The 24,032-nt window shown below is 74.9% G+C and carries 23 protein-coding genes; 11 read left to right on the forward strand and 12 right to left on the reverse strand.

Annotation, left to right across the window (positions count from 1 at the left end; genetic code table 11):
- The first annotated feature begins 379 nt into the window (after positions 1-379).
- Together ACWEMJ_RS09470 and ACWEMJ_RS09475 are read left to right on the forward strand one after the other, a co-directional pair.
- Positions 380-1,228, forward strand: coding sequence for a helix-turn-helix domain-containing protein (locus tag ACWEMJ_RS09470; protein ID WP_452136395.1), 849 nt, complete (start codon positions 380-382; stop codon positions 1,226-1,228).
- On the forward strand, positions 1,206-1,412 hold the full coding sequence (locus tag ACWEMJ_RS09475; RefSeq protein ID WP_452136396.1) for a DUF397 domain-containing protein: 207 nt from the start codon (positions 1,206-1,208) through the stop codon (positions 1,410-1,412). The genes ACWEMJ_RS09470 and ACWEMJ_RS09475 overlap by 23 nt, the downstream gene beginning before the upstream one ends.
- A gap of 68 nt (positions 1,413-1,480) precedes the next feature.
- Here the strand turns inward: ACWEMJ_RS09475 and ACWEMJ_RS09480 are convergent, their stop codons facing one another.
- A complete protein-coding gene (locus ACWEMJ_RS09480) occupies positions 1,481-2,146 on the reverse strand; it encodes an alpha/beta fold hydrolase (RefSeq protein ID WP_452136397.1) in 666 nt (221 codons plus the stop codon).
- Positions 2,147-2,407: 261 nt separating this feature from the next.
- On the opposite strand from ACWEMJ_RS09480, the gene ACWEMJ_RS09485 reads away from it, so the two are divergent.
- Positions 2,408-3,523, forward strand: coding sequence for a hypothetical protein (locus ACWEMJ_RS09485; protein ID WP_452136398.1), 1,116 nt, complete (start codon positions 2,408-2,410; stop codon positions 3,521-3,523).
- Positions 3,524-3,611: 88 nt separating this feature from the next.
- Positions 3,612-4,601 (forward strand): helix-turn-helix transcriptional regulator, encoded by a 990-nt coding sequence (locus ACWEMJ_RS09490; RefSeq protein ID WP_452136399.1) that lies wholly within the window; start codon positions 3,612-3,614, stop codon positions 4,599-4,601.
- On the opposite strand, the gene ACWEMJ_RS09495 is transcribed toward ACWEMJ_RS09490, so the two are convergent.
- The 5 genes from ACWEMJ_RS09495 to ACWEMJ_RS09515 all read right to left on the reverse strand — a co-directional run bounded on the left by ACWEMJ_RS09495 (position 4,579) and on the right by ACWEMJ_RS09515 (position 10,153).
- Positions 4,579-5,214 carry a LysE family translocator gene (locus ACWEMJ_RS09495; RefSeq protein ID WP_452136400.1) on the reverse strand — a complete coding sequence of 212 codons (636 nt, stop codon included), beginning with the start codon at positions 5,212-5,214 and terminating at the stop codon, positions 4,579-4,581. The genes ACWEMJ_RS09490 and ACWEMJ_RS09495 overlap by 23 nt on opposite strands.
- Positions 5,215-5,316: 102 nt before the next feature.
- The gene (locus ACWEMJ_RS09500; protein ID WP_452136401.1) at positions 5,317-7,050 is read right to left on the reverse strand and encodes an SDR family oxidoreductase; all 1,734 of its coding nucleotides are present in this window, start codon (positions 7,048-7,050) and stop codon (positions 5,317-5,319) included.
- The gene (locus ACWEMJ_RS09505; RefSeq protein ID WP_452136402.1) at positions 7,047-7,895 is read right to left on the reverse strand and encodes a M24 family metallopeptidase; all 849 of its coding nucleotides are present in this window, start codon (positions 7,893-7,895) and stop codon (positions 7,047-7,049) included. The genes ACWEMJ_RS09500 and ACWEMJ_RS09505 overlap by 4 nt, the downstream gene beginning before the upstream one ends.
- A gap of 3 nt (positions 7,896-7,898) precedes the next feature.
- Positions 7,899-8,984, reverse strand: a complete 1,086-nt coding sequence (locus ACWEMJ_RS09510) for a PDR/VanB family oxidoreductase (protein ID WP_452136403.1) — start codon at positions 8,982-8,984, stop codon at positions 7,899-7,901.
- Between the two features lie 251 nt (positions 8,985-9,235).
- Entirely contained in the window at positions 9,236-10,153 is a 918-nt protein-coding gene (locus ACWEMJ_RS09515; RefSeq protein WP_452136404.1) for a metal-dependent hydrolase, read from the reverse strand.
- Between the two features lie 194 nt (positions 10,154-10,347).
- Here ACWEMJ_RS09515 and ACWEMJ_RS09520 point away from each other — a divergent pair, with 194 nt between their 5' ends.
- The gene (locus ACWEMJ_RS09520; protein ID WP_452136405.1) at positions 10,348-10,899 is read left to right on the forward strand and encodes a pyridoxamine 5'-phosphate oxidase family protein; all 552 of its coding nucleotides are present in this window, start codon (positions 10,348-10,350) and stop codon (positions 10,897-10,899) included.
- A gap of 25 nt (positions 10,900-10,924) precedes the next feature.
- Here the strand turns inward: ACWEMJ_RS09520 and ACWEMJ_RS09525 are convergent, their stop codons facing one another.
- Complete coding sequence (locus ACWEMJ_RS09525) at positions 10,925-11,863, reverse strand: alpha/beta hydrolase (RefSeq protein WP_452136406.1); 939 nt, start codon at positions 11,861-11,863, stop codon at positions 10,925-10,927.
- A gap of 93 nt (positions 11,864-11,956) precedes the next feature.
- Between ACWEMJ_RS09525 and ACWEMJ_RS09530 the strand changes: the two genes are divergently transcribed.
- Positions 11,957-13,126, forward strand: a complete 1,170-nt coding sequence (locus ACWEMJ_RS09530; protein ID WP_452136407.1) for a UDP-N-acetylglucosamine--N-acetylmuramyl-(pentapeptide) pyrophosphoryl-undecaprenol N-acetylglucosamine transferase — start codon at positions 11,957-11,959, stop codon at positions 13,124-13,126.
- A 14-nt stretch (positions 13,127-13,140) separates the two neighbouring features.
- Here ACWEMJ_RS09530 and ACWEMJ_RS09535 read toward each other — a convergent pair whose 3' ends face one another.
- A complete protein-coding gene (locus tag ACWEMJ_RS09535) occupies positions 13,141-14,088 on the reverse strand; it encodes a helix-turn-helix domain-containing protein (protein ID WP_452136408.1) in 948 nt (315 codons plus the stop codon).
- A gap of 105 nt (positions 14,089-14,193) precedes the next feature.
- Between ACWEMJ_RS09535 and ACWEMJ_RS09540 the strand changes: the two genes are divergently transcribed.
- Positions 14,194-15,222 carry a saccharopine dehydrogenase NADP-binding domain-containing protein gene (locus ACWEMJ_RS09540; protein ID WP_452136409.1) on the forward strand — a complete coding sequence of 343 codons (1,029 nt, stop codon included), beginning with the start codon at positions 14,194-14,196 and terminating at the stop codon, positions 15,220-15,222.
- 7 nt (positions 15,223-15,229) lie between these two features.
- Here the strand turns inward: ACWEMJ_RS09540 and ACWEMJ_RS09545 are convergent, their stop codons facing one another.
- Positions 15,230-16,090: a hypothetical protein gene (locus ACWEMJ_RS09545; RefSeq protein WP_452136410.1), complete on the reverse strand. Its 861-nt coding sequence runs from the start codon at positions 16,088-16,090 to the stop codon at positions 15,230-15,232.
- Between the two features lie 25 nt (positions 16,091-16,115).
- On the reverse strand, positions 16,116-16,538 hold the full coding sequence (locus tag ACWEMJ_RS09550) for an arsenate reductase/protein-tyrosine-phosphatase family protein (protein WP_452136411.1): 423 nt from the start codon (positions 16,536-16,538) through the stop codon (positions 16,116-16,118).
- A 147-nt stretch (positions 16,539-16,685) separates the two neighbouring features.
- Here ACWEMJ_RS09550 and ACWEMJ_RS09555 point away from each other — a divergent pair, with 147 nt between their 5' ends.
- The 3 genes from ACWEMJ_RS09555 (at position 16,686) to ACWEMJ_RS09565 (ending at position 19,271) form a co-directional block, all read left to right on the forward strand.
- Positions 16,686-17,489 carry an alpha/beta fold hydrolase gene (locus ACWEMJ_RS09555; protein WP_452136412.1) on the forward strand — a complete coding sequence of 268 codons (804 nt, stop codon included), beginning with the start codon at positions 16,686-16,688 and terminating at the stop codon, positions 17,487-17,489.
- Between the two features lie 221 nt (positions 17,490-17,710).
- The gene (locus ACWEMJ_RS09560) at positions 17,711-18,580 is read left to right on the forward strand and encodes a helix-turn-helix domain-containing protein (RefSeq protein ID WP_452136413.1); all 870 of its coding nucleotides are present in this window, start codon (positions 17,711-17,713) and stop codon (positions 18,578-18,580) included.
- Positions 18,581-18,644: 64 nt separating this feature from the next.
- On the forward strand, positions 18,645-19,271 hold the full coding sequence (locus ACWEMJ_RS09565; RefSeq protein ID WP_452136414.1) for a dihydrofolate reductase family protein: 627 nt from the start codon (positions 18,645-18,647) through the stop codon (positions 19,269-19,271).
- On the opposite strand, the gene helR is transcribed toward ACWEMJ_RS09565, so the two are convergent.
- Together helR and ACWEMJ_RS09575 are read right to left on the reverse strand one after the other, a co-directional pair.
- On the reverse strand, positions 19,268-21,433 hold the full coding sequence (gene helR, locus ACWEMJ_RS09570) for an RNA polymerase recycling motor ATPase HelR (protein WP_452136415.1): 2,166 nt from the start codon (positions 21,431-21,433) through the stop codon (positions 19,268-19,270). The two genes, ACWEMJ_RS09565 and helR, sit on opposite strands and share 4 nt — an antisense overlap.
- 223 nt (positions 21,434-21,656) lie before the next feature.
- Positions 21,657-22,712: a DUF2776 family protein gene (locus tag ACWEMJ_RS09575; protein WP_452136416.1), complete on the reverse strand. Its 1,056-nt coding sequence runs from the start codon at positions 22,710-22,712 to the stop codon at positions 21,657-21,659.
- 198 nt (positions 22,713-22,910) lie between these two features.
- Between ACWEMJ_RS09575 and ACWEMJ_RS09580 the strand changes: the two genes are divergently transcribed.
- Positions 22,911-23,912, forward strand: coding sequence for a helix-turn-helix domain-containing protein (locus ACWEMJ_RS09580; RefSeq protein ID WP_452136417.1), 1,002 nt, complete (start codon positions 22,911-22,913; stop codon positions 23,910-23,912).
- Positions 23,913-24,032 lie beyond the last annotated feature (120 nt).

The following is a 24,032-nucleotide window of genomic DNA, read 5'->3' on the forward strand; positions in this document are numbered from 1 at the left end:
GCCATGCTCGGCCCTCCCGGGCACATTTCCCCGCAGGCCGTGCCGCCGTCACCCGATGGGCCGCCCGCCAACCCGGCCTCGCTCGGGCGGCGCGGCGCAGCGGGGGCAGGTGCAGGCGGGCCAAGTCAGGGCGGAGCGTGGGGGTTTGGCGGGTTCGTCGGAGGAGGTGGCGGAGTGGGGGGTTCGGGTGCCGTCGGGGTGGAGGCGGTAGACGGTGATGGTGAGTCGGGGAGTCGGGCTCGGGTACGTCATCGGGACCTCGCGGATGTGCGGCGCCCGGCGGCGGGAATCGTGCCGGGTTCGGGTAACAGCATCGACACGGAGCGCTACCCTCGCCAGGGTGATCGGTCCAACAACGCAGGTGTGAGACGGGGAGCCCATGCCGAACCCACGCGATCTCGATCCGTCGGCCTCCATGGCGGCGCTGTTCGGATCGGAGCTGCGCCGGCTCCGCGCCGAGGCCAACCTGAGTCAGGACAGCCTGGGTGAAGTCCTCGGGTACACGGGCTCGTTGGTGGGGCAGATCGAGACGGCGAAACGCTCGCCGACGCAGGAGTTCGCCGAGCGGCTCGACGGCGCGCTGGCGACCGGCGGGCTGTTCGGGCGGCTGTGGCCGCACGTGGCGAGGGGCCCGTTCCCGGACTACTTCAGGACGTACGCGAGCCTGGAGCCGAAAGCCTCGGAGATCCTCGAGTACGGGGGCTTCCTGGTTCCCGGGCTGGGGCAGGTGGAGCCGTACATGCGGGCCGTGTTCCGGTCGGCGGTGCCGCTGGCCTCGGAGGCGGAGATCGACTCCAGGGTGCGGACGCGACTCTCCCGGCAGGAGCTGATCAATGGCCCAACACGGCCGGTGTTGTGGTGGCTGCTGGACGAGGCCGCGATCCGCAGGCCCGTCGGCGGGCACGGCACGATGGCCGCCCAACTGCGCCACATCGCGGCGCTGATCCGCTCAAGAGTAGCGGTTGTCCAGGTACTTGAGCAGGAGTGCGGGGCACATGCCGCTCTTGAGGGTGCCATGACCTTGTTGTCGTTTGGCGACGCCAGTCCCGACGTGGCATACATCGAAGGACCGCACACGGGTGTGCTGGTCGAGAGCAGGGAGACCGTCAGGAAGATCCGTCTCACCTACGATCTGGCCCGGGTCGACGCCCTGTCACCCGAGGCGTCGCTGGCTCTCATCGACACGACAGCAGAGGAGCACGCAAGTGAACAGCAGCAAGGCGCTTGAGTGGCGCAAGTCGAGCTACAGCGGTGGTAACGGCGGCAACTGTGTCGAGGTCGCTTTCGCGGACGTCGCCACCACTGCGGTGCGTGACTCGAAGGACCCGGCGGGCCCCCGGCTGCGCTTCTCGAACGACGCCTGGTCCGCCTTCGCCGCTGCCGCCGCGGCCGGTTCGTTCGGCGAGCTCTGACTCCGGCTGTCGCAGCCGGACGGCCCCTGCCGCCTTTTCGCGGCGGGGGCCGTCTCGGTGACGGACGGTCAGGCGAGGGTGGCGATCAGGCGGGCGAGTTCGGTCGGCTTGGTGTACATGGGCCAGTGGCCGGAGTCGAAGTCGTGGTACTCGACGTGCTTGGCAGCGGCGAGTTCGGGGGTCTGGCCGGCGGCGACCCAGGCGCGGACCTGGTCGACGGGGTAGTCCGGGGAGATCATGACGATCGGGACGTCGTGGCGGCGGGGGTCGGTGTAACGGACCAGGCCGCGGGCGACGGGTTCGGGGACGGGGATGGCGTCGGCGGCGATCCGCTGCCGCAGGCTCTCGTCGAGGTCGGCGGTCTCGGCGGCCCCGAAGGCGTCCCAGCCGGGGAACGGCATGACGCCGTCGCGGATCTCGAAGAGCTCGGCGTAGCGGCTGCCGTCCTGCTGCGGGTAGCCGCCGATCAGGACGAGCGGGGCGACGCGGTCGGGGCGGGCGTCGGCGGCCAGCGAACCGAGGGTGCAGTGGGCGGAGTGGGCGACCAGCACGACCGGGCCGGGGGCGGCGTCGATCGCGGCGACGACGGTGGCGAGCTGCTCGTCCAGGGTGGTCGACGGGGTGGCGGGCAGGGTCAACGGCTGCGGCTGGTGGCCGAGTTCGCGCAGGGCGGGGGCCACCGCGTCCCAGGCGGTGCCGTCCAGCCAGAGGCCGCCGATGAGCAGGATGTGCATGGTGAGCTCCCGAAGCAGAGGAAGAGGTGCGGGTGTGATCACCAGGCTAGGAGCGGTTCAGGACGATCGGCTTCCTGATTGCGATGCGTGCGTGCGAAGCTCTCCGCCGCCCAGCCGGATTCCTGCCGCCCGAAGCCTCAACTCGATCAAAAGCAAAGCGAGTTGATGCCGATCCCGCCCCGTTGCGCCACTCGTGCGATGAGGCAACAACACATCAATATTGTCACATAATGTAGCCCACCGTGCGCATAGCGTGAGCGCATGAGACTCCCACACCCTCTCCTGCAGGCAGCGTGCGCCGCTGCTCTGAGTTCCGGTCTGGCCCTGGCCGCTCCCGCCGGCGCGGCCCTGACCCTCCCGTCCGCCGTCGTGGGCCCCGACGGGACGGTGGACTTCGCGTTCACCGGCAGCCCCGAGTCCGTCACCGTGCCCGACGACGTGTGCCAGGTCGAGGTGACCGCGTACGGCGGCGCCGGCGGCGAGGCGGTCTACGGGTCGCCCGGCGGCCTGGGCGGCGAGGTGCTCGCGACGTTGGACGTCCACAGCGGCCAGCTGCTGACCGTGAACGTGGCCGGCGCCGGCAGTGGCGGCAGCCTGGCCGACGGCAGCCTGCCGCACGGCGGCTACGGCGGCGGCGGTGAGGGCGGCGCCTACAACAGCATGCCGTCACCGGGCAACGGGGCCATCGCGGCGGGCGGCGGCGGGGCGACCACCGTCGCCCTCGACAGCGCCACGGTCGTCGTCGCGGGCGGCGGGGGCGGCGGCGCGGGCAGCTTCTCCGACGACGGCAGCGGCGCGGGTGGCGCGGGCGGCCAGAGCGGTGAGAACGGCCTGACGTCCGCCGCCCCGGGTTCCGGCCAGGGCGGCGCGTCCGGCGGCGCGGGCGGGGCCGGCGGGGCGGGCGGGACTCCGGCCTACGCCGGTGACACGCCCGGCGTGGCCGGTGGCTCCGCGAGCGGCATGAACGGCGGCGACGGCGCGCTCAACGTCGGCGACCCCCACATGGGCACCGGCGGCGGCGGGGGCGGCGGCGCCCACGGCGGCGGCGCGGGCGGCTCGTCCACCGGCGGCACGAGCCAGGGCGGAGGTGGCGGAGGCGGTTCCAGCCTCGGCCCCGCCGGCGCGGTGTTCGCCACCGGCGTCCGGGTCGGCGACGGCGCGGTCCGGCTCCAGTGGCTGCCGTGCGGCCCCACTCCCAGCCCGTCACCGACCCCGACCCCGACCCCGACCCACACCCACCCCGAGCCGACCCACACCGGCCCCGCCCTCCCCGAGACCGGATCGCCCTCCGTCGGCCCGCTGGCCACCGCCGCCGCACTGGCGGCCGCCGCCGGTGCCGCCCTGCTCCACCGAAGCCGGAGCCGCCGCCGCCACTGACCGGCGTCAGCGCTGCCCCAAGGAACGACGAGAGCCCGCCCCGCCGACCGGGGACGGGCTCTCGCCGCGGAACACTAGGCTGCCGGACGTGGAGAACGAGACGGCGACCAGCCCCACCGCCCGCGCGCTGCGCACGCTGGAGATCCTGCGGGCCCGGCCGGGGACCACCTCGGAGGAGCTGGCGGAGCGGCTCGGGGTGACCGACCGGGCGGCGCGGCGGTACGTGGCGATCCTGCGGGAGGCCGGCATTCCGGTGGAGTCGGAGCGCGGCCCGTACGGCGGGTACCGGCTGCGGCGCGGGACGCGGCTCGCGCCGGTGGCGTTCACGCAGGCGGAGGCGCTGGGGCTGGTGATGGCGGTGCTGGACGGGCGTCCGGCGGCCGCGGAGCCGGGCGACCCGGTGGGGTCGGCGCTGGACAAGGTGGTGCGGGTGCTGCCGGAGGAGGTCGGGCGGCAGGCGGCGGCGCTGCGCGAGCACGCGGCGGCCGCGCCGGACCGGTGGGCGGTGTACGCCGACCCGGCGTTGACGAACACGCTGGTGGAGGCGGTGGCGGCGCGGCGGCGCGCGGTGATCACGTACCGGGGCGAGGGCGGCGTCGAGCGGCGGGCGGAGGTGGATCCGTGGGCGGTGGTGGTGCGCCGGGCCCGCTGGTACCTGCTGGGCCACTCGCACCGGGTGGACGCGGTGCGCACCTTCCGGATCGACCGGATGGTGGCGGTGGAGGAGACCACGACGGGCTTCCGGATGCCGGACGACCTGGACCCGGTCGCCCTGCTGGAGGCCCGTCTCGGCGCGGGCTGGGCCTACCCGACGCAGGTGCTGTTCGACGCCCCGCTGGCCGAGGTCGCCCCGTGGATCGGCGCCACGATGGGCCGGCTGGAGGCGTCGGGCGACCGCTGCGTGCTGCACGGCAGCACGCGCAACCCGGCGATGTACGCGCAGGAGTGGCTGGCCGCCGTGCCGTACGACTTCCGGGTGCTGGGCGGCCCGGAGCTGCGGTCGGCGGTGGCTGCGGCAGCGGCCCGGCTGGCCGCCGCCGTGGCGCCGCCCGGGGTCAGTCGGTCAGCGCCAGCTTGACGCCGAAGCCGAGCACGGCGGTGCCGGTGATCCGGTCGAGCAGGCGGCGTGCGGCGGGGTGGCGCAGCCAGCCGCGCAGGGTGTGCGCGAAGCCGATCAGCACGGCGGACCACAGGGTGCCCTCAACAACGTGCACGGAGGTGAGCAGCACCCCGGCGGGCAGGTGCGGGGCGCCGGCGGGGATGAACGGGGGCAGCACGGCGACGTAGAACACGCCGACCTTCGGGTTGAGCAGGTTGGTGACCGTGCCGCGCCGCCAACCGGCCCACAGGCCACCGCCGCCGGGCGTCTCGTCCGGCCCGTCCGGGGTGGCCTGCGACCGCTTGCGGAGCAGTTGGACGCCCATCCACAGCAGGTAGCAGACGCCGGCCCAGCGCAGTGTCTCGTAGGCGACGCGGGAGGCGGTGAGCAGCACGCTGAGGCCGGCGGCGGAGGCGGTGCCCCAGATCATCGTGCCGGTCTGGATGCCGAGGACGACGCCCCAGGCGCGGCGGCGCTGTCCGAGGGCGGCGGTGCGCAGGATGAGGGCGGTGTCGACGCCGGGGGTGAGGGTGAGCAGGCCCACCACGAGCGCGAAGGAGGCGAGGGGGGCGGCCATGACGGTCAGGTCCATGGGCTGTCAGTCTACGGCGCGGGCCCGCCCGTGCCCCCAACGGGTCGGTGCGGCGCGGCCGTTGTTCCGTCGGCCGCGCCGCACCGGGTGTCCGCCGAGCCGTCAGCCCGCGTCGATCCGGGCGCTCAGGCGGAGCAGGCCGGGGCTGATCCGGCCGAGCAGGCGGGCGGCCTTGGCCTCGACGGTGACGGGGACGACGGCCTTGCCGGTGCGCACGGCGCGGACGATCTCGGCGGCGACCTTCTCGGGCGGGAAGCCGCGGCGGGCGTACATCTTGGAGACCCGGGCCTGCTTGGCGGCCTGTTCGTCGGCGCCGAGGCCGGAGAAGGTGGTGGTGCGGGTGATGTTGGTGTTGACGATGCCGGGGCAGATGGTGGAGACGCCGATCCGGTGCGGGGCGAGTTCGGCCCGCAGGCAGTCCGACAGCATGAACACCGCGGACTTCGAAGTGGCGTACGCGGCAAGGACTTTGGACGGCAGGTAGGCGGCGGCGGAGGCCAGGTTGACGATGTGCCCGCCCTGGCCGTGGTCGACCATCAGCTGCCCGAAGGCACGGCTGCCGTGGATGACACCCCACAGGTTGACGTCCAGGACGCGCCGCCACTCCTCCTCGGTGGTCTCCAGGAACGTCCCGGAGTGGCCGATGCCGGCGTTGTTGACGACCACGTCGGGCACGCCGAAGTCGGCGGTGACCTGCTTGGCGAAGGCGTCCACGGCCGCGCCGTCGCTGACGTCCACCTGGTACGCGCCGGACTTGACGCCGGACAGCGCGCACAGTTCGGCGGTGCGCTGCGCGGCGGGCAGGTCGCGGTCGCAGACCACCACCCGGGCGCCCTGGTCGGCGAAGGCCAGCGCGGTGGCCCGGCCGATGCCGCTGCCGCCGCCGGTGACGACCACCAACTCGCCGCTGCCGACCGGCTCCTGGCGCAGTGCGCCGTGGTCGCGGGCGACGAACTCGCGGATCATGCCGGCCACCGTCGGGCCCTTCTCCAGCAGCGCGGACCAGTGGGTGGCGTTCAGGGTGCGGCGGGTCAGCCGGGGCACCCAGCGCTCCAGGCCCTCGGAGAGGAACTCCGAGACGTAGCGGTCGCGTTGCAGGCTGATCAGCTGGACGGGCACCTCGGTGTGGCGTTCGCGCGGACTGGCCATCGAGGGGCGCATGTTGGCGCGGTACAGCTCGATGCCGTGCACGGCGTCCTTGGCGAGGGTGCGCTGCGGGTGGCCGGGCCGGGGGCGGACGGCCTCCAGGTCGCTGAGCACCTTGGGCCACAGCCGGGCCAGGCCGAGCTTCCAGGCGGCGGGCGCGAGCACCGGCAGGTGGAACAGGCCGATGTACCAGGAGTGCAGGCCCTGGCGCAGCAGTTGGGACACGTGCCGGGGCGTCGGGCGGCGCAGCCGGTGCCGGATCCAGTGGCCCATGTGGTCCAGGCACGGCCCGGACATGGTGGTGTAGCTGGCGATCCGCCGGTACGAGCCGGGGGCGGTGACGGCCTCCCAGGACTGCACGCTGCCCCAGTCGTGCGCCACCACGTGCACCTGCCGGTCGGGGCTGACGGCGTCGGCGACGGCGAACAGGTCCTGGCCGAGCAGTTCCAGCCGGTAGTCCTCCCGCCGGGCGGGCACGCCGGAGGCGCCGGAGCCCCGGGTGTCGTAGCGCACCACGTGGTGGTCGGCGGCCAGGTCGGCGGCGACGTCGTCCCAGACGCTGTGGTCGTCCGGGTAGCCGTGCACCAGCAGCACGGTGGGACGGGTCGGGTCGCCCTGCTCGTAGACGGCGAGTTCCAGCCCGCCGGAGTCGACGGTGCGGCGACGGATCTCGGTGCTGCGGCCGGTCATACGGTGCCCTCCTGGAGTGCCCAGCGCCGCACGTGCGGCAGGTCGTCGTCGAGCCAGTACACATCCTCCTCGGTGACCACGAGGAGTTCCTCGAACTTGATGCCCACCTCGCGGAATCCGATGTGCGGCTCCACCGCCCACAGTCCGGGCGTCGGCGCGTGGCGGGAGGCGCGGCCGCCGGCCCACAGCGGGGAGCGTCCTTCCAGGCGTTCCTTGACCAGCTCGCGCCCGAGGGTCTGCAGGGTGCGCACGCCGAAGCCGAACAGGTTCACCCCGGCCGGTCCGCGCGCGGTCGTCCTGGTCACCTGGTGGCCGATCACCCGACCGGGGTACACCTGGTGCCGGTTGTCGTAGCCGTGCTCGGCGATCTGCGCGTCCACGGCCGCGTACACCTCGGCGAGCGTCCTGCGGGCCTTCACCTCGCGCAGGATCAACTCCCGGTACGCCTTGAGGTCCTGGGCGAGGCGGTCCCACACCGGGTTCTCGCCGACCTTGCCGCCGTACCCGATGTCGGCGGTGTAGCCGTCCACCACCGGCGCGCAGTCCAGCACGTACGGCATGCCCTCCTTCAGCACCCGCGAGCCCGCGAAGAACTGCAGCGGGGTGTGGAAGTGCCGGAACGCGGTGCGGTCGCCGAACCAGGCGAACGGCACGTGGAAGAAGTCCTGCACGCCCGCCCGCACCAGGGCGCGCCGCAGCTGCGCCGTGGCCTGGCGCTCCGTCACGCCCGGCTCGATCCACGCCGCGACCTGCTCCGCGCAGTGGTAGGCCAGCTGCTGGACCTCCCGGAACTTCGCCAAGTCCTGTTCGCTGTACGGGAATCGGGGCATCTTCTCGGCGGCCATCGACTACACCTCCAGGACGAGGGTCTCGCCCTCGGCGGCTCGGGACACGCACGGCAGCACCAGGCCCTCGGCCCGCTGCTCCTCGGTCAGCCTGCGGTCGCGGTGCTCGGGCGTGCCCGACACCACCTTCAGCACGCACGTGCCGCAGAAACCCTGCTTGCAGGAGTAGGCCAGGTCCGGCTTCAACTCCCTTGCCACGTCCAGCGCGGAGCGGTCCGCCGGGACGGTCACCGGCTCGCCGTCCCCGCCCAGCCGGATCGCGAACGGCCGGCCGTCGACGATCGGCGCGGCGCCGAACCGCTCGAAGTGCAGCGCCGCCGCGGGCGAGGCGTCGAACGCCCGCTGCACCGCGCCCAGCATCGGCGCCGGCCCGCACACGTACACGGCGGCGCCCCGCGCGGCGTGCGACAGCAGCTCGGCGGCGTCCGGGACGCCGTGCACGTCGTCGGTGCGCAGCTCCACCCGGGACGGGTCGAGGGCCTTCAGCTCGGCGGAGAACGGGAGCGCGTCGGCCGTGCGGCCGGTGTGGATCAACTTCCAGTCGATGCCCGCGAGTTGGGCGGCGCGTGCCATCGGCAGCAGCGGCGTGACGCCGATCCCGCCGGCCAGGAAGAGCACCTGCGGCTCCCCGCAGAACGCGAAGCCGTTGCGCGGCCGGCGCACCCGCAGCCGCACGCCCACGTGCAGCTCGTCGTGGACCTCCACCGACCCGCCGCCGCCGTCCGCGATCCGCCGCACCGCGACCCGGTACACGTACCGGTCGGCCGGATCGCCGCACAACGAATAGTGGCGCTCACGCCCCGAGGGCAGCGTCACCAGCACCCGCGCACCCGGCTGCCACGACGGCAGCAGACCACCCGACGGATCGGCGAGCCGCAACTCGACCACGTCCTCGGCGACCACCTGGTGCGACGTCACCACCAGGTACAGCGGGGGCACCGGCCGCGACTCCGCCTGCCGCGGGCTCCGCCGCAACCCCGGCCGCCCCAACACCCCCGAGTACCAGTCACCGAACGCGGTCAACCGCGCGAACATCCGATCGACCCGAGGACGGCCGTACAGGTCCGGCGGCAGGGTTTCGAGATCCATGGGGGTGCGACTCCGGGGACGTTGGGACCGGGGACTTGTGGGTGCGAAGAGCAGGAGGGTGCGAAGACAGGGAGAGCGGTTGGCTGCGAAACCAGGGGCGCGGGGAACTGCGCGACAAGCGCAGACCACGTCCGCAAGGTCGCGATCAAGTGCAAGTCATTGCCCTGCGTCGCGATCTTGCCGTCGGATACGTTCCCCTTCGCGCAGTTCCCCGCGCCCCTGGTTGTGCGCTCCCTGGTTCTCGCGCCCTGTCAGTGAGCCGCAGCAGCCCTCGCCGCAGGCGACTTGGCCAGGTACGCGAGCGCCTGCGAGGAGCTGCCCTCGTTGGTGGGGTGGTAGCTCGGGGCGAAGTAGCGCAGCGCCGAGCGGACGAACCGGGCGGGTTCGGGGAGCAGTCCCCGCTTCGCGGCCTTGTGGTACTCGCGCCAGGTCGGCACCAGCCGGCCGCCCAGGCCGGGATCGGCGGCGAGCAGGAACCGGGCCCCGCGGATCCACAGGTGGATCAGCAGCGGGCCGGAGACCGCCATGCCGCGGATGCGGCGCAGGTATCCGGGGTCGAGGTGGCGCATCAAGTCGTAGGCGACGCTGCGGTGTTCGACCTCTTCCGCGCCGTGCCAGCGCAGCAGGTCGACCATGGTGGGGTCGGCCTTGGCGCGGTCGAGGCCGGGCGAGTTGAGCGCCCAGTCGCCGAGGAACGCGGTGAAGTGCTCGATCGCGGCGATGAAGGCGACCCGTTCGATGATGTTCTCGCGGCGCTTGCGGGCGCTCAGCCCGGGCTTGTCGCCGAGGACGCGGCGGAACAGCCAGCTGATCTGCCGGACGTACGGCCTGGGGTCGAGGCCCTGGCCGAGCAGGTGGTCGAGGACTTCCTGGTGGGCCTCGGCGTGGATCGCCTCCTGGCCGATGAACCCGAGCACCTCTTCGCGCAGTTGGTCGTCCCGGATCAGCGGCAGCGCCTCCTTGAACACCTTGACGAACCAGCGTTCGCCTTCGGGGAGCAGCAGGTGCAGGACGTTGATGGTGTGGGTGGCCATCGGCTCGTCGGGGATCCAGTGCATGGGCAGCCGCGACCAGTCGAAGTGGACGTCGCGGGGTTCGAGGACGAGGTTGTCGTGCACGGACGCGGGCTGCCCGGGCCGGAGGCTGCGGGAGGGGGTGGTGCGCGGCATGGGGGTGCCTCCTGTACCTGCGACGGGGGGTTGACGGGCGGCGGGCCGGCCTTCGGGGGGTCTCGGTGGACCCGTGGGCACAGGGGCAAACTACTCGCGGGTATCGAGCTCGACAAGGGTTTCGACGAGTCTTATCAACATTGAGTCTAATAAGCCGCTCGATAGGGTGACCCGGAGCCACCCGTGGAGGGACCGTGACCGACCGCACCGCACCCGGCCCGCTGGTGCGGGCCCTGATCGCCCACCCCGTCCTCGCCGCCGCCGACTACCCCGCCCCGGATCCGGACGCCTCCGCCGACCCGGCCGCGCTCTTCACCGCCTGGCTGCTGGACGCCCTCGCCGCCGGCGTCCCCGACGCCCAGGTGATGACGCTGTCCACCGTCGACGCCGAGGGCCGCCCGGACGCCCGGGTGCTCGTCCTGCGGAACGTCGACGCGGCCGCCGGCGCCTGGCACTTCTGGACCGAGCCCGACTCCCCGAAGGCCCGTCAGTTCACCGCCCGCCCGGACGCCGCGCTCACCGTCTACTGGCCCGGCCCCGGCCGCCAGGTCCGCCTCCGCGGCCCCGTCCGCCCCGCCCCCGCCTGCCCCACCCCCTCCCCCGCCCTCCGTTGCTACGCCCTCCACGCCACCACCGCCGACTTCTGGCAGGCCGCCCCCGACCGCGACCACCAGCACCTCCACCTCACCCGCACCCCCACCACCTGGACCACCACCGGCTGGACCCCCACCACCACCCCGGGCTGACCGCCGCCCGCAGTCCGCGGCGCGGTCACCCCGCAAGTAGTCGCCGCAGCCAGTCCCGGCGGGCCGCCGCTGCTGTGCGGGTGATGGCGGCGTGTGGGGCGAGGGTGTCGAAGCCGTGGAACGCGCCGGGCCAGACGTGGAGTTCGGCGTTGGCGCCGCACTGCCAGAGGGTGTTGGCGTAGGCCACCACCTCGTCGCGGAAGGTCTCGGCGGAGCCGACCTCCAGGTAGGCGGGTGGGAGGCCCGCGAGTGCGGTGGCGCGGGCAGGGGCGGCGTACGGCGGGAGGTCGGGCGCACCGCGGCGGGGGCCGAGGGCGGCGGTCCAGGCGGTGGCGTTGGAGGTGGCGTCCCAGGTGTCGCGGCCGGCGAGCTGGCGGCTGGAGGCGGTGTCGCCGCGGTCGTCGAGCATGGGGCTGAGCAGGAGTTGGCCGATCGCCCGCGGGCCGCCCTCGTCGCGCAGCAGCAGGGCGAGGGCCGCGGCGAGGCCGCCGCCGGCGCTCTTGCCGGCCAGGATCACCCGTTCGGGGTCGATTCCGAGCCGGTCGGCGTCGGCCAGGGTCCGGTGCAGGGCGTCCCGGCAGGCGTGCAGCGGCCGCGGGTACCGGGCGGCGGGCGCGAGCGGGTACTCGGCGGAGACCACGGCGAGGCCGAGGGGCTGCGCCAACTCCCGTAGCACGCGCGGTAGTACGGCGTACGCGTTGCCGCCGATCAGCCCGCCTCCGTGCAGGTAGTACAGGACCGGCAGCCGCCCGCCGGCCCCGGCCGGTCGCGCCCACACCACGCCGTCCCCCGCGCCGGCCTCGAACCGGCCGCCGGCCGTCAACTCCGGTACGCCGGGCCGTGGTCGCGCCGCCGCGTCCGCCCGCTGCCAGTGCGGCAGCCGCTCCGGCGTCAACGGCGCCGGTGTGCCGCCCCGGGCGGCCAGCGCCGCCGCCAACTCCGGGTCCAGGTGGGCCTCGTGCATCTCCCGCGTTCCCCCATCGAAATGTGACGGACTGTCGGACAAGCGTGCACCCTGGAGGCGCAGCAGTGGAGCGAGCAGGAGGAGTGGCGCGAAGTGGGCGGCGAACAGCGGGCGTTGCGGGTCGTGGTGACCGGCGGCGGTACGGGCGGGCACACGTATCCGGCGTTGACGGCGGTGCGGGCGTTGCAGGGGCGGCTGGCGGCCGAGGGCCGGGCGGTGGACGTGCTGTGGGTGGGGACGGCGAAGGGGCTGGAGGCGCGGGTCGCGCCGGCGGAGGGGATCAGGTTCGAGCCGGTGGCGACGGGGAAGGTGCGGCGGTCGGGCAATCCGCTGAAGCTGCTGTCGCCGGCGAACGTGCGGGACATGCTGCGGGTGCCGTGGGGCGCGGTGCAGGCGCGGTCGCTGATCCGGCGGTTCGGGCCGGACGTGGTGCTGGCGACGGGCGGGTACGTGGCGGTGCCGGTGGGCCTGGCCGCCCGCTCGTGCCGGGCCCCGCTGGTGGTGCACGAGCAGACGGTGCGGCTGGGGCTGGCGAACCGGGTGCTGGCGCGGGCGGCGACCCGGGTCGCGGTCTCCTCGGAGTCGACGCTGCCGCTGCTGCCGGCCTCCGCGCGCGGCACGGCGGCGGTGACGGGCAATCCGGTCCGCCCGGCGGTGCTGTCCGGGCAGCCGGACAAGGCGGTGGCGGCGCTCGGGCTGTACGGCTTCGACCGTTCGCTGCCGACGGTGTACGTGACGGGCGGCGCGCAGGGTTCGGCGCAGATCAACGACCTGGTGTCCGGCGTCCTGCCGTGGCTGCTGGAGCGGGCGAACGTCGTCCACCAGTGCGGGCCGGCGAACGAGGCCGACCTGAACGCCCGGGCGTCGAGGATCCCCGCCGACCTGATGGGCCGCTACTACCTGACCGGCTTCATGGGCGCCGAGCTGCCGGACGTGCTGGCGCTGGCGGACGTGGTGGTCAGCCGCAGCGGCGCGGGCACCCTCGCGGAGCTGACGGCGCTCGGCAAGGCGGCCGTTTTCGTGCCGCTGGCCTCCGCGGCGGGCAACGAACAGGCCCACAACGCCGCCCACTTGGAGCAGGCGGGGGCGGCCGTCGCGCTGCTCGGGGCGGTCGCGCCGGACGATCTGCGGGCGGCGCTCGGGCCGCTGCTGGAGGACGGTGCGCGGCGGGCGGCGATGGCCGCGCGGGCCCGCGAGCACGGCCGTCCGGACGCGGCGGAGCGGCTGGTGGACGTCCTGCTGTCGGTGGCCCGGCGCGGCTGACGGCTGAGGACCCCTCAGGCCCGGAAGGTGCGGCGGTAGGTGTCCGGCGGCACGCCGACGGTGCGCCGGAAGTGGCGGCGCAGGGTGGTGGAGGTGCCCAGGCCGGAGGCCGCGGCGACGGTGTCGACGCTGTCGTCGGTGGTCTCCAGGAGTTCCTGGGCGCGCCGGATCCGCTGCGTCAGCAGCCACTGCAGCGGGGTGGTGCCGGTCACCGCGTGGAAGTGGCGGGTCAGCTGGCGGGCGCTCAGGTTCGCCCGGCGGGCCAGGTCCTCGACGGTGAGCGGCTGATCCAGCCGGCGCATCGCCCACGGGAGCAGCTCGGCCAGCGGGTGGTCGTCCCGGGCGGGCACCGGGGTGGTGACGAACTGCGCCTGCCCGCCTGCCCGGTGGGGCGGGACGACCAGGCGGCGGGCGGCCGCGTTGGCGGCCGCCGGGCCGTGGTCGCGGCGGACCAGGTGCAGGCACAGGTCCATCGCCGCGCTCTTGCCGGCGGACGTGAGGACCCGGCCGTTGTCGACGTAGAGCACGTCCGGGTCCACCTCGACGCGGGGGTGGCGGCGGGCCAGTTCGGCGGTGTGCGCCCAGTGCGTGGTCGCGCGCAACCCGTCGAGCAGGCCGGCGGCGGCGAGCGCGAACGCGCCGGTGCACAGCGAAACCACCCGTGCGCCTGACGCGTGGGCGGCGCGCACCGCCTCGACGAGTGCGGCCGGCGGGTCCTGGTCGACGTCCGCGAGGGCGGGGACGATCACGGTGTCGGCGTCCGCCAGCCGGTCGAGCCCGCGGTCCGGCTCCAGCAGGAACCGCCCCACCCGGACGGCGTGCGGGCCGCACACCCCGAGGTCGTACCAGGGGCCCGGCACCGCGTCCGGGCGCGAGCCGAACACCTCCTGGGCGAGGGCGAGTTCGAAGTGCAGCATGCCGTCGGTGGCGGCGATCGCGACGGAGTGCACGGCGGGGACCATGTCGGGAATTGTACGGGTCGTGTCGTTCCGGACACTGGGCCTCGCGGGCCGGACGGGAGAGGCTCTTCCCCGTCGGACCATTTCGAACGGGCGGGAGCAGGCGGCATGGAGTCGGGCAGGGTGGTGGCGGTGTACGGCGCGTACGGGCACACCGGGCGGTTCGTGGTGGCGGAGTTGCACCGGCGCGGGTACCTCCCGCTGCTGGTCGGCCGCGACCGGCACAAGCTGCGGGCGCTGGCCCTGGACTGGCCGCAACTCCCCGTCCGGGCCGCCTCGGTGGACGATCCGGCGGCGCTCGACGGCGCGCTGCGCAACGCCGCCGCCGTGATCAACTGCGCGGGGCCGTTCGCCACCACGGCCGCCCCGCTGATCGACGCGGCGCTGCGGGCCGGCCTCCCCTACGTCGACGTGGCGGCCGAGATCGAGGCCAACCTCGACACCTTCGCCCGCTTCGCGGACCGCGCCCGCGCGGCGGGCACCCCGGTGGTCCCGGCGATGGCCTTCTACGGCGGCCTCGGCGACCTGCTGGTGACGGCCGCCATGGGCGACTGGACGGCGGCGGACGAGGCGCACATCGCCTACGGCCTGAGCAGCTGGCACCCCACGGCCGGCACGCTCGCCGCGGGCGCGGTCTCGGCGCGGCGGCGGGGCGGGCGCCGGGTCCGCTTCACCGGAGGCCGGCTGGAGCACCACGACGACGCCCTGCCCACCCTCGACTGGCACTTCCCCGCCCCGCTGGGCCCGCAGCCCGTGCTCGGCGGCTTCACCATGGCCGACGTGGTCACCGTCCCCAGCCACCTGGACATCCCGGAGGTGCGCACCTACATGACCGCGAACGCCGCCGCCGACCTGTCCGCCCCCGACGCCGCACCGCCGACCGCCGTCGACGAACACGGCCGCTCCGCGCAGACCTTCACCGTCGACGTGCTGGTCCGCTCCGGCGCCGCCGCACGCCGCGCCTGCGTCACCGGCCGCGACATCTACGCCGTCACCGCCCCCCTCGCGGTGGAGGCCGTCGACCGCGTCCTCACCGCCCGCACCCGCACCACCGGCGTCGCCTCCGCCGGCGCGATCTTCGACGCCCCGTCCTTCCTGCACGCCCTGTCCGCGCACCTCTCCCCGCGGTTCGGCTGACCGCGGCTCACCCGGCCTCCTCCTCCCAGGGGAGGTCGGCCGGGCGGCGGTGCCACCACCAGCCGCGCGCCGCGAGGGCGGATCGGGGCAGGCCGAGGGCCGCGGCCAGGGCGGTGCCGCCGTCGTCGACGGTGAGGCGGCGGTAGGCGGCGTCGAGTCGGGCGAGGAGGGCGGGGGCGGCCTCCGGGGCGGCTGTGCGCAGCGCGGCGTCCAGGCGGTCGCGCAGGAGGAGGCTCTCCTCGTAGAGGGAGGCCGGGTACCAGGCGTAGGGTGGCCAGCCCTGTGCCATCCGGGCCGAGAGGCTCTCCCAGCTCCACAGGTCGGCCACGAGGAGTCGGATCTCGTTCGCGTCCCGGTGCGGGAGGGCGGCCTCGAATTCCTCGGTGACGGGGGTCTCGGTGCGGAAGGCGCGGATCGCCTCCGGGAACCGCTTCACGGGAATGCCCGGCAGGCCGGTGACCGGTGCGTCGACGGCGTCGACGACGTGATCGCCGCCGTCCTCGTCGGGTGCGTACAGGCGGGCCCGCGCGGTGTTTCCCTGCGGGTCGGCGACCCAGTACGCGCTCGGGTCGACGCTCGGGTCGGGGTACAGGACGGGCTGCTGGAGCCGCCGGGCGAGGGAGATCGCGAGGTCGGGCTCGGCGGGCCGGCCCGGGACGCCGTCGGCGAGGGAGATGTCGAGCAGCAGCGACGTGTCGCCGCTGGTCGGGCGGAACTCGCAGATCACCTGCGCGTCCCAGTCGCGCGCCGCCGTCTCGTCGGAGTGGACCACGTCGACGGTCGCGGCCGGCACGGCGAACTCCTCGGCCAGCGCCGGCTTCAGCTGTTCCGGGCGCAGCGGCCCGGCCAGCAGGATGTTGTAGCTCATGGACAGAACCCCCTGTACGAACAGGCTAGCGGGGCAGGTGGTTTGCCGCGCCCGCCTCGATCAGCAGGGCGCAGTAGACGAACTCGACGGCGGAGCGGCCCATCGGGTCGGGGACGTCGCGGTCGTGGTCGAGGTAGAGCCGCATCTCGGTGGCGCTGTCGGGGCCGACCAGGGCGTGCAGCCGGTCCAGCACGGCGTGGTCCATGGCGAGCACCAGGTCGGCCCACTCGATCAGCTCCGCCGTGACGCGGGTGGGCCGGTGGCCGGTCAGGTCGTAGCCGAGGACGTTCGCCACGGCGGCCATCTCGGGGTGCGCCTCCTGCCAGGCGCCGACCAGCCCGGCGGAGCGCACCTCGACGGCCGCGCCGCCGAGATCGGCGAGGACGCGTGCGGCGAACGGGCTGCGGCAGTAGTTGCCGAGGCAGACGGTGAGGATGCGCCTGGTCATCGGGGCTCCCGTGGTCGGGCGGGGGTGCGGTCGGTGTGATCCTCCGCCGTCGTGCCCGGCCCGGGCCACCGCGGAACACCGAAGGCGGTACGCCGCCGCGACATTTGTCCAAGACCGGCCGCCGGACCGCCGCGCATCATCGCTGCCATGAACGACTTCTCGCGCGGTGGCGCGCACGGCATGCACGTGGTCTGCGACGGTCCGGAGCAGGCGCCGCCGGTCCTGCTCGTCCACGGGTCGGGGGCGGCCGGCGCGTTCTGGGGCCCGGTGGCGAAGGTGCTCGCCGCGCACCACCGGGTGATCACGGTCGACCTGCCGGGGTGCGGCCGCTCCCCGCAGTGGCCGCCGTACGACGTGCCGGTACAGGCCGGGCGGGTGGCGGCGGTGCTCGACGGGCTGGGGGTGGGGCCGGTGGTCGCGGTCGGGCACTCCAGCGGCGGGTACGTCGGCACGGCGCTCGCCGAGCAGCGGCCGGACCTGGTGCGCTCGCTCGCCATGGTCAGCACCGGCCCGGCCGTGGACGCGCTGCTCCCGGAGCCGTTGCTGCTGCGGCTGCTGCTCGCCCCGCCGCTGGGGCCGCTACTGTGGGCGCTGCGCACCGACGCGGTGCTCCGCAAGGGGCTGGCGTCGGTCGCCGCCCGCCCGGTGGAGATCCCGGACGAGGTGGTGGCCGGGGTGCGGCCGATCACGTACCGGACGTTCCGCGCGGTGCTGCGCGCCAACGAGGCGTACCTCCGCGAGCGCGCGGTGCCGGAGCGGCTGGCGCCGCTCGGCCTGCCCGGCCTGGTGGTCTTCGGCGACGCCGACCCCCGCTGGGACCCGTCCTCGGCGCACCGGTACGACGCGGTGGCGCGGGTGGTGATGCTGCCCGGCGTCGGGCACCTGCCCCCGCTGGAGGCGCCCGGGCCGACCGCCGAGCTGCTGCTGGGCTTCGCCGCCGCCGACCGATAGCCGTACTGCTCTAGGGTCTGTCCGGCCGATCTTGCCGGGCGCGCGACGCCGGATCATCCCGCCTGGAAGCACCGGCCAAACATCCAAGTACACCCAGTACGAGGACGTTCGTCCGGCACTCCCAGCCGGGCGCGGAATGGGGGCACCTCCCGGCCCCCAAGGGCCGGGGGAGCCGCGCGCTGATCCGACAAGATCGACCGGACAGACCCTAGGATTTCGAAGTGACGTCACTCCCGGCTCCGCCCGTCTGGTCCGCCGTGGACATCGCGGTGCCGCCCCCGTCGTCCGGGCGGCTGCCGGGCGTCAGCATGGCCGGGTTCCGGCAGCGCGCCCCGCAGGCGGTGGGGATCACGATGGTCGCGCATCCGGCGGTGACGCTGCTCGTCGACCTCAGCGGCGGGCGGGCGCGGGACGACCGGGGCATCGTCTACGACGCGCAGGGCCGGCGTGCGCGGGGCAGTGTCGTCGTCGGGCTGCTCCCGGGGGAGGTCCGGGCGGCGGGCCGGGGGGTGGACTGCCTGCAGATCCGCCTGGACCCGGTCGCGGCGGCCTCGCTGCTCGGCGCGGGGCCCGGCGGGCCGGTCGCGGCGCTGGAGTCCCTCTGGGGCCGGGACGCGGGGCGGCTGGAGGACCGGCTGCGGGCGGCGGGTTGCTGGGAGGAACGGTTCGCCGTGGCGGCGGACTGGCTCGAACGGCGCCGCGTCGAACGCCCGCGCGTCGACGCGGAGGTGGCCCACGTCTGGCGGCGCACCCTCGTCAGCCGGGGGCGGGCCCGGGTGGAGTCGCTGGCGGACGAGGTCGGCTGGAGCCGGCAGCTGCTGTGGGCCAGGTTCCGCGCCCAGCTGGGCGTCACGCCCAAGCGGGCGGCCCGGCTGGTGCGCTTCGACCACGCCGCCCACCTGCTCGCGCTGGGCCGCGAGGCGGCCGGCGTCGCGGCCGAGAGCGGCTACGCGGACCAGTCCCACCTGCACCGCGAGGTGCGCACGTTCACCGGCCTGACGCCGACGGCGGTGGCGGCCGCGCCCTGGCTCGCCGTGGACCCCACCGCCTGGCCGGGCTCCGTGCCCGCCCCCGCTCGTGGCTCCCGCTGAACGCCCCCCGCACTGCCTAGCATCGCCCGGGGGACCAACGCCGTCGAAACCACCGGGAGCCCTCGTGGGAATCGTCACCGCCAACCTGGCCGTCTCGCTGGACGGTTTCACCGCCGGACCGGACCAGAGCCTGGAGCACCCGTTCGGCCCGGGGGTGCGGGAGCCGCTGACCTCCTGGATGTGGGAGACCGACCGGCCCGACCGCGAGCAGGACGCGCACCTGCTCGGCGCGCTGCACGCCAACACCGGCGCGCACATCATGGGCCGCAACATGTTCGGGCCGGGCCGGGGCGCCTGGGACGAGACCTGGACGGGCTGGTGGGGGCCCGAACCGCCGTACCACGCACCGGTGTTCGTGCTCACCCACCACCCCCGCAAGCCGCTGCCGATGGGCGGCGGCACCACCTTCGAGTTCGTCACGGACGGCATCGAGGCGGCCCTCGACCGGGCCCGGGCCGCCGCCGGCGAGCAGGACGTGGAGATCGCCGGCGGCGCGTCCACCGTCCGCCAGTACCTGCGGGCCGGGCTGCTGGACGAGCTCGTGCTGCACCTGGTGCCGGTGGTCCTCGGCCTCCGGGCGGGCGAACGCCTCCTCGACGGCGTCCGCGCCACCCTGGAGCCGGTCGAGGTGATCCCGTCCCAGACCGTCACGCACCTGCGCTACCGGGTGCTCGACGCGAAGCCGAACTAGCTACGCAGGATGGCGAGTTGGCCGGTGGCCCGGGTCATCGCCACGTACCGGTCGACGGCGCCCTCGATGCCCTCGCCGAAGGCCTCCGGGTCGATCAGCACGACCAGGTCGAACTCCAGGCCCTTGACGAGTTCGGGGGTCAGCGAGCGCACCCGGGGCAGGCCGGGCCAGGCCGGGTCGCCGATGACGCAGGCGGTGCCCTCGGAGTGGTCGGCCAGCCAGGCCGCGAGCAGCCCGTCGCGGTCGGCGGGGACGCCGTGCAGGACGGGCAGGCCGCTGCGGCGGATCGAGGTCGGGACGTTGGCGTCGGGCAGCGCGGCCCGGATGACGGGCTCGGCCTCGGCCATCACCTCTTCGGGCGTGCGGTAGTTGACGCCCAGCGAGGTGAGGGTGACGCGGTCCAGCCCGGCCCGCTCCAGGCGTTCGGTCCAGGACTCGGTGAAGCCGTGCCGGGCCTGCGCGCGGTCGCCGACGATGGTGAACGACCGGGACGGGCAGCGGGCGATCAGCATCTGCCATTCGGCGTCGGTGAGTTCCTGCGCCTCGTCGACGACGATGTGCGCGAACGGCCCGGCCAGCAGGTCGGGGTCGAGCGGCTCGGGGTCGGCGTGGTCGATCAGCGCGTCGCGCAGGTCGGCGCCGCCCAGCATCATGGTCGCGCCCTCGCCGTCGTCGTCGGCGTTCAGCAGGTGGTCCACGACGCCGTCCATGAGTTCGCGCTCGGCGGCGAGCCGGGCCCGGTGGGCGCGCTGGCGGCGGTCGGCGTCGGTGTCGCCGAGGCGGCGGCGGGCGGCGTCCAGCAGCGGCAGGTCGGCGGCCGTCCAGGCGGCGGGGTCGGTGCGCTGCAGGGTGCGGATCTCCTCGCGGCTCAGCCAGGGCGCGCACAGCCGCAGGTAGGCGGGGACGGTCCACAGGTCGCCGACCAGGTCGGTGGGTTCCAGGATCGGCCAGGCGCGGCGCAGCGCGGTGAGCAGTTCGCGGTCGCGGCGCAGTTCGCGGGCGAGCATCTCGGGCGAGATGCCGTGCTCCTCGTCCTGGAGGGCGTCGGCGTTCCGGTCGATCAGGATGGTGACGAGTTCGTCGAGGATCGTCTCGCGGGCCTCGTTGTGCGGGGTGCCGGGGCCGACGGCGGCGAAGGCCTCGGCCCAGTCCTCGGGCTGGACGGACAGCTCGTACCACTCGATGGCGAGTTTGCAGGCCTCGGTGGGCGGTTCCTCGTAGACCCGCACGGCCCGTTCGATCGCGCCGACCATGCCGGCGGCGGCCTTCAGCCGGGCCACCTCGGGGTCCGGCTCCGCCGGGGCGCCCGCGCCCTCGGGGAGCAGGTCGCGCAGCGTGCAGGTCTGGACGCCCTCCTCGCCGAGGCTGGGCAGCACGTCGGAGACGTAGGCCAGGTAGGGCTGGTGGGGGCCGACGAAGAGCACCCGGCCCTTGCGGTGGCCCAGGCGCGGGTCGGAGTACAGCAGGTGGGCGGTGCGGTGCAGGGCGACGACGGTCTTGCCGGTGCCGGGGCCGCCGTCGACGACCAGGGCGCCGCGCGAGCCGGCCCGGATGATGGCGTCCTGGTCGGCCTGGATGGTGGCGAGGACGTCGCGCATCCGCTCGGAGCGGGCGGAGCCGAGGCCGGCGATGAACGCGGACTGGTCGTCGAGGGCGGCGTGGCCGTCGAGCGCCTCGGCGGTGAACACCTCGTCCCAGTAGTCGCCGATCCGGCCGCGCTGCCAGCGGTAGCGGCGGCGGCTGGTGAGGCCCATCGGGTTGGCGTGGGTGGCGGCGAAGAACGGTTCGGCGGCGGGCGAGCGCCAGTCGATCAGCAGCCGACGGCCGTCGGCGTCGGCGAGGCCCAGGCGGCCGATGTACACGGGTTCGTCCTGGTCGGCGCGGACGATCCGGCCGAGGCACAGGTCGCTGCCGAAGCGGCGCAACGTCCGCAGCCGGGAGGTGAGTCGGTGGATCTCGTTGTCGCGGTCCAGGGCGGCGCGGCCCGCTCCGCCGGGGCTGCGGCGGACCTGGTCGAGGCGGGCGGTCAGGTCGGCGATGTCCTGCTCCAGGGTCGCGGCGACGGCGGCGAAGTGCCGTTCGTCGTCGGCGATCAGGGCCGGGTCCGCCTTGGCGGCGAGCCGCTCGGGCAGGGCGAAGGCACTGGTCGTCTGCTGGGTCATGTCCTGCTGTCTCCGATCCCCTGCCGGGCAATTGCGCGCGGTTCGCCCGGTTCTGTGCGGTTTGCGCGGGTTTCCCGATTCAGTCAGCGATTGTGCGCCAGGGAGGGGGCCTTGCCGCAAGGCCCCCTGTCCGGTATAAGTTTGATAGCGGCAGGAGAGCTTGGGCTCCCTGCCTTCGCTGTTTCCGGGCGGCGTGCGCGGGCGGCGTGCGCGGTGCTCCCGGTCAGTCGCGGTCGGTGGCTTCCAGGGCGGAGACCACGGCGAACAGCGCGAAGCAGACGGCGCCGAGGCCGACCAGGACCCGGGCCGCGACGATCACGTCCGGGTCGGCGGACTCGAACAGGAACGCCGACATGAACAGGCACAGCAGGGTGGTGCCGAGCGGGATCAGCGGGACGCGGCCGGCCGGCGGGGCGGCGCGGCGCCAGCGGAGGGCGAGCAGCAGCACCGCGCTCAGCACCGTCCAGCACAGCAGCCCGAGCCCGATCTGCACGTAGCCGGTGGCCAGTTGACCGGGCCGGGGGTCCAGGGCGACGACCACCAGGCCCCCGGTGATGTCCATGGCGCCGAGCACGGCGGCCGGGACGAGCCACCAGAACCGCTCCCGCGGGGTGTAGGTGTTGCGGATCTGCCGCAGCAGGGTGACCACCAGCCCGATCAGGGCGGTGCAGACGATCGCCTGGTCGACCACCACGTGCCCGGCCGTGAAGCGGGCGTCCGAGTCCCCGCCGCCGCCGTTGGCCAGCATGACGATCGCCCACGCCCAGGCGGCGGCCGCCGCGACGGCCGGGACCGCCACCAGCACCCGGGCCCCGGTCCGGCCGAACGGCGCGGGCGAGCGCGGCGGGGAGCCCTCCGGGCGGGCGGCGTTCTCCCCGATCAGCGTGAAGCGGGTGGCGACCGCGGCCACCGACGAGACGCACACGCAGACCAGGCCGAGGCCGAGGACCACGCTCCCGGCCACGAAGTCGGCCACCGGCCGGCGGCTCTCCGCCAGCAGGCACAGCCCGTAGCCGATCGCCGCCCCGGCCACCGCGAAGCCGAACGCCGGCCGGCCGATCCGCTCCAACGCGCCGGAACGGCCGAGCAGTTGCCGCACGACGGTGGACGCCACGGCGAACAGGCAGAGGCAGACGGCGGCCAGGAAGACCAGCGTCAGGCCCGCGACCCGGGCGCTCGGCCCGCCGGAGTGCGCGAGGACGTAGCCGCCGAGCGCGGCCGACACCGCGCCCATGAGCAGCGGAACCGCCCGGAGCAGCACGCTCGTTCCGTGGTCCACCAGGCCTCCTCGCTCCCGCTCGCCCGCCGGTTCCGGACGGCCGTCGGTGTTCAGCCTGCCGGGATCCCGGCGTCGGGTGCCCACCGCTCGCGTCCGATCGGCGCACGGCGGCACCCGCCGTGCGGGAGCCCGGCGGCGGCCTGCGATGCTGTCGGCGGACACGGCGAGTTGCCAGGGGCTGACGGAAGGTGGACCAGCATGACCACGGCGACGGAGGGCGTCGACCCGCTCGCGGCACTCCGGCCGCACGAGCGGTTCGAACTCTGGCGCGACCTGCTCGGGCTGACCAGGGACTGCGACGCCACCGCCACCGACCCGGACCGGTTCCACGCCGAGCTGCGCCGCTCCGAACTCGGGCCGGTGACCTTCCTCGGCACGTCCTTCCCGTCCGCGCGCTTCCGGCGCACCGACGCCCGGGTGCGGCGCTCCGACCCCGGCGTGTTCCACCTGACCTTCGTCCGGGGCGGCGCGCTGGCCCTGACCCGCGACGGCGAGCCGACCCAGGTGTTCCGCCCCGGCGAGCTCACCATGCTGGACAGCTCCCGGCCCTACGACCTGCGGGCGCTCGGCGAACGCGCCGCGACGGGCGGCGAACCGCGCGTCGAGGGCGTCGGCATCGACTTCCCGACCGCGCTGCTGCCGATCCCCCCGCACCGGCTGCGCCGCCTGCTCGGACGGGGCTTCCGGGCGACCGAGGGCCCGGCCGCGGTGCTCGCCGACTTCCTGCTCAGCATCGACCGCCAGGCCCCCACGCTCGGCCCCGCGGTCGCCGACCGGCTCGGACCGATCGCCGTGGACCTGGTGGCCGCCTGGCTGGCGGAGGAGCTCGCGGACGAGTCCGGGCTGTCCGAGACCGCCCGGCAGCGCGCCACCGTCGAACAGGTCCGCGCGTTCGTCCGCCGCCACCTGCACGACCCCGACCTGTCGCCCGCGACCGTCGCCGCCGCCCACCACATCTCGGTGGGCCACCTGCACCGCCTGTTCGCCCAGTACACCGACGGCGACACCGTCGCGGCCTGGATCCGCCGGCTGCGCCTGGAGAAGGCCCACCGCGACCTCGCCGACCCCGCCCTGCGCACCGTCCCCATCGGCACCATCGCCGCCCGCTGCGGCATCCCCCGCCCCGACGACTTCAGCCGCGCCTTCCGCACCGCGTACGGCCTCGCCCCGCGCGACCACCGCCGCCGCGCCTGCCCCTGACCCCCGGCGACTCCTCGCCAACCCGCCGGTCACGCACCGCCAACTCCGGCCCGCCCGCCCCGCCTACGGTGGATCTCACCGGGGGAAGCCCGTTCCCGGGGGGACGGGCTCGAACCTTCG

It is taken from the genome of Kitasatospora sp. NPDC004531, assembly GCF_053602195.1.

What these genes read in the sequence shown, in the direction of transcription:
- ACWEMJ_RS09555 (WP_452136412.1), top strand. Translation starts at nt 16,686, where the DNA reads ATGAACGACTTCTCGCGCGGTGGCGCGCACGGCATGCACGTGGTCTGC.
- ACWEMJ_RS09535 (WP_452136408.1), bottom strand. Translation starts at nt 14,088, where the DNA reads ATGGTCCCCGCCGTGCACTCCGTCGCGATCGCCGCCACCGACGGCATG.
- helR (WP_452136415.1), bottom strand. Translation starts at nt 21,433, where the DNA reads ATGACCCAGCAGACGACCAGTGCCTTCGCCCTGCCCGAGCGGCTCGCC.
- ACWEMJ_RS09495 (WP_452136400.1), bottom strand. Translation starts at nt 5,214, where the DNA reads ATGGACCTGACCGTCATGGCCGCCCCCCTCGCCTCCTTCGCGCTCGTG.
- ACWEMJ_RS09505 (WP_452136402.1), bottom strand. Translation starts at nt 7,895, where the DNA reads ATGGCCGCCGAGAAGATGCCCCGATTCCCGTACAGCGAACAGGACTTG.
- ACWEMJ_RS09545 (WP_452136410.1), bottom strand. Translation starts at nt 16,090, where the DNA reads ATGAGCTACAACATCCTGCTGGCCGGGCCGCTGCGCCCGGAACAGCTG.
- ACWEMJ_RS09485 (WP_452136398.1), top strand. Translation starts at nt 2,408, where the DNA reads ATGAGACTCCCACACCCTCTCCTGCAGGCAGCGTGCGCCGCTGCTCTG.
- ACWEMJ_RS09525 (WP_452136406.1), bottom strand. Translation starts at nt 11,863, where the DNA reads ATGCACGAGGCCCACCTGGACCCGGAGTTGGCGGCGGCGCTGGCCGCC.
- ACWEMJ_RS09550 (WP_452136411.1), bottom strand. Translation starts at nt 16,538, where the DNA reads ATGACCAGGCGCATCCTCACCGTCTGCCTCGGCAACTACTGCCGCAGC.
- ACWEMJ_RS09515 (WP_452136404.1), bottom strand. Translation starts at nt 10,153, where the DNA reads ATGCCGCGCACCACCCCCTCCCGCAGCCTCCGGCCCGGGCAGCCCGCG.
- ACWEMJ_RS09480 (WP_452136397.1), bottom strand. Translation starts at nt 2,146, where the DNA reads ATGCACATCCTGCTCATCGGCGGCCTCTGGCTGGACGGCACCGCCTGG.
- ACWEMJ_RS09470 (WP_452136395.1), top strand. Translation starts at nt 380, where the DNA reads ATGCCGAACCCACGCGATCTCGATCCGTCGGCCTCCATGGCGGCGCTG.
- ACWEMJ_RS09500 (WP_452136401.1), bottom strand. Translation starts at nt 7,050, where the DNA reads ATGACCGGCCGCAGCACCGAGATCCGTCGCCGCACCGTCGACTCCGGC.
- ACWEMJ_RS09510 (WP_452136403.1), bottom strand. Translation starts at nt 8,984, where the DNA reads ATGGATCTCGAAACCCTGCCGCCGGACCTGTACGGCCGTCCTCGGGTC.
- ACWEMJ_RS09540 (WP_452136409.1), top strand. Translation starts at nt 14,194, where the DNA reads ATGGAGTCGGGCAGGGTGGTGGCGGTGTACGGCGCGTACGGGCACACC.
- ACWEMJ_RS09580 (WP_452136417.1), top strand. Translation starts at nt 22,911, where the DNA reads ATGACCACGGCGACGGAGGGCGTCGACCCGCTCGCGGCACTCCGGCCG.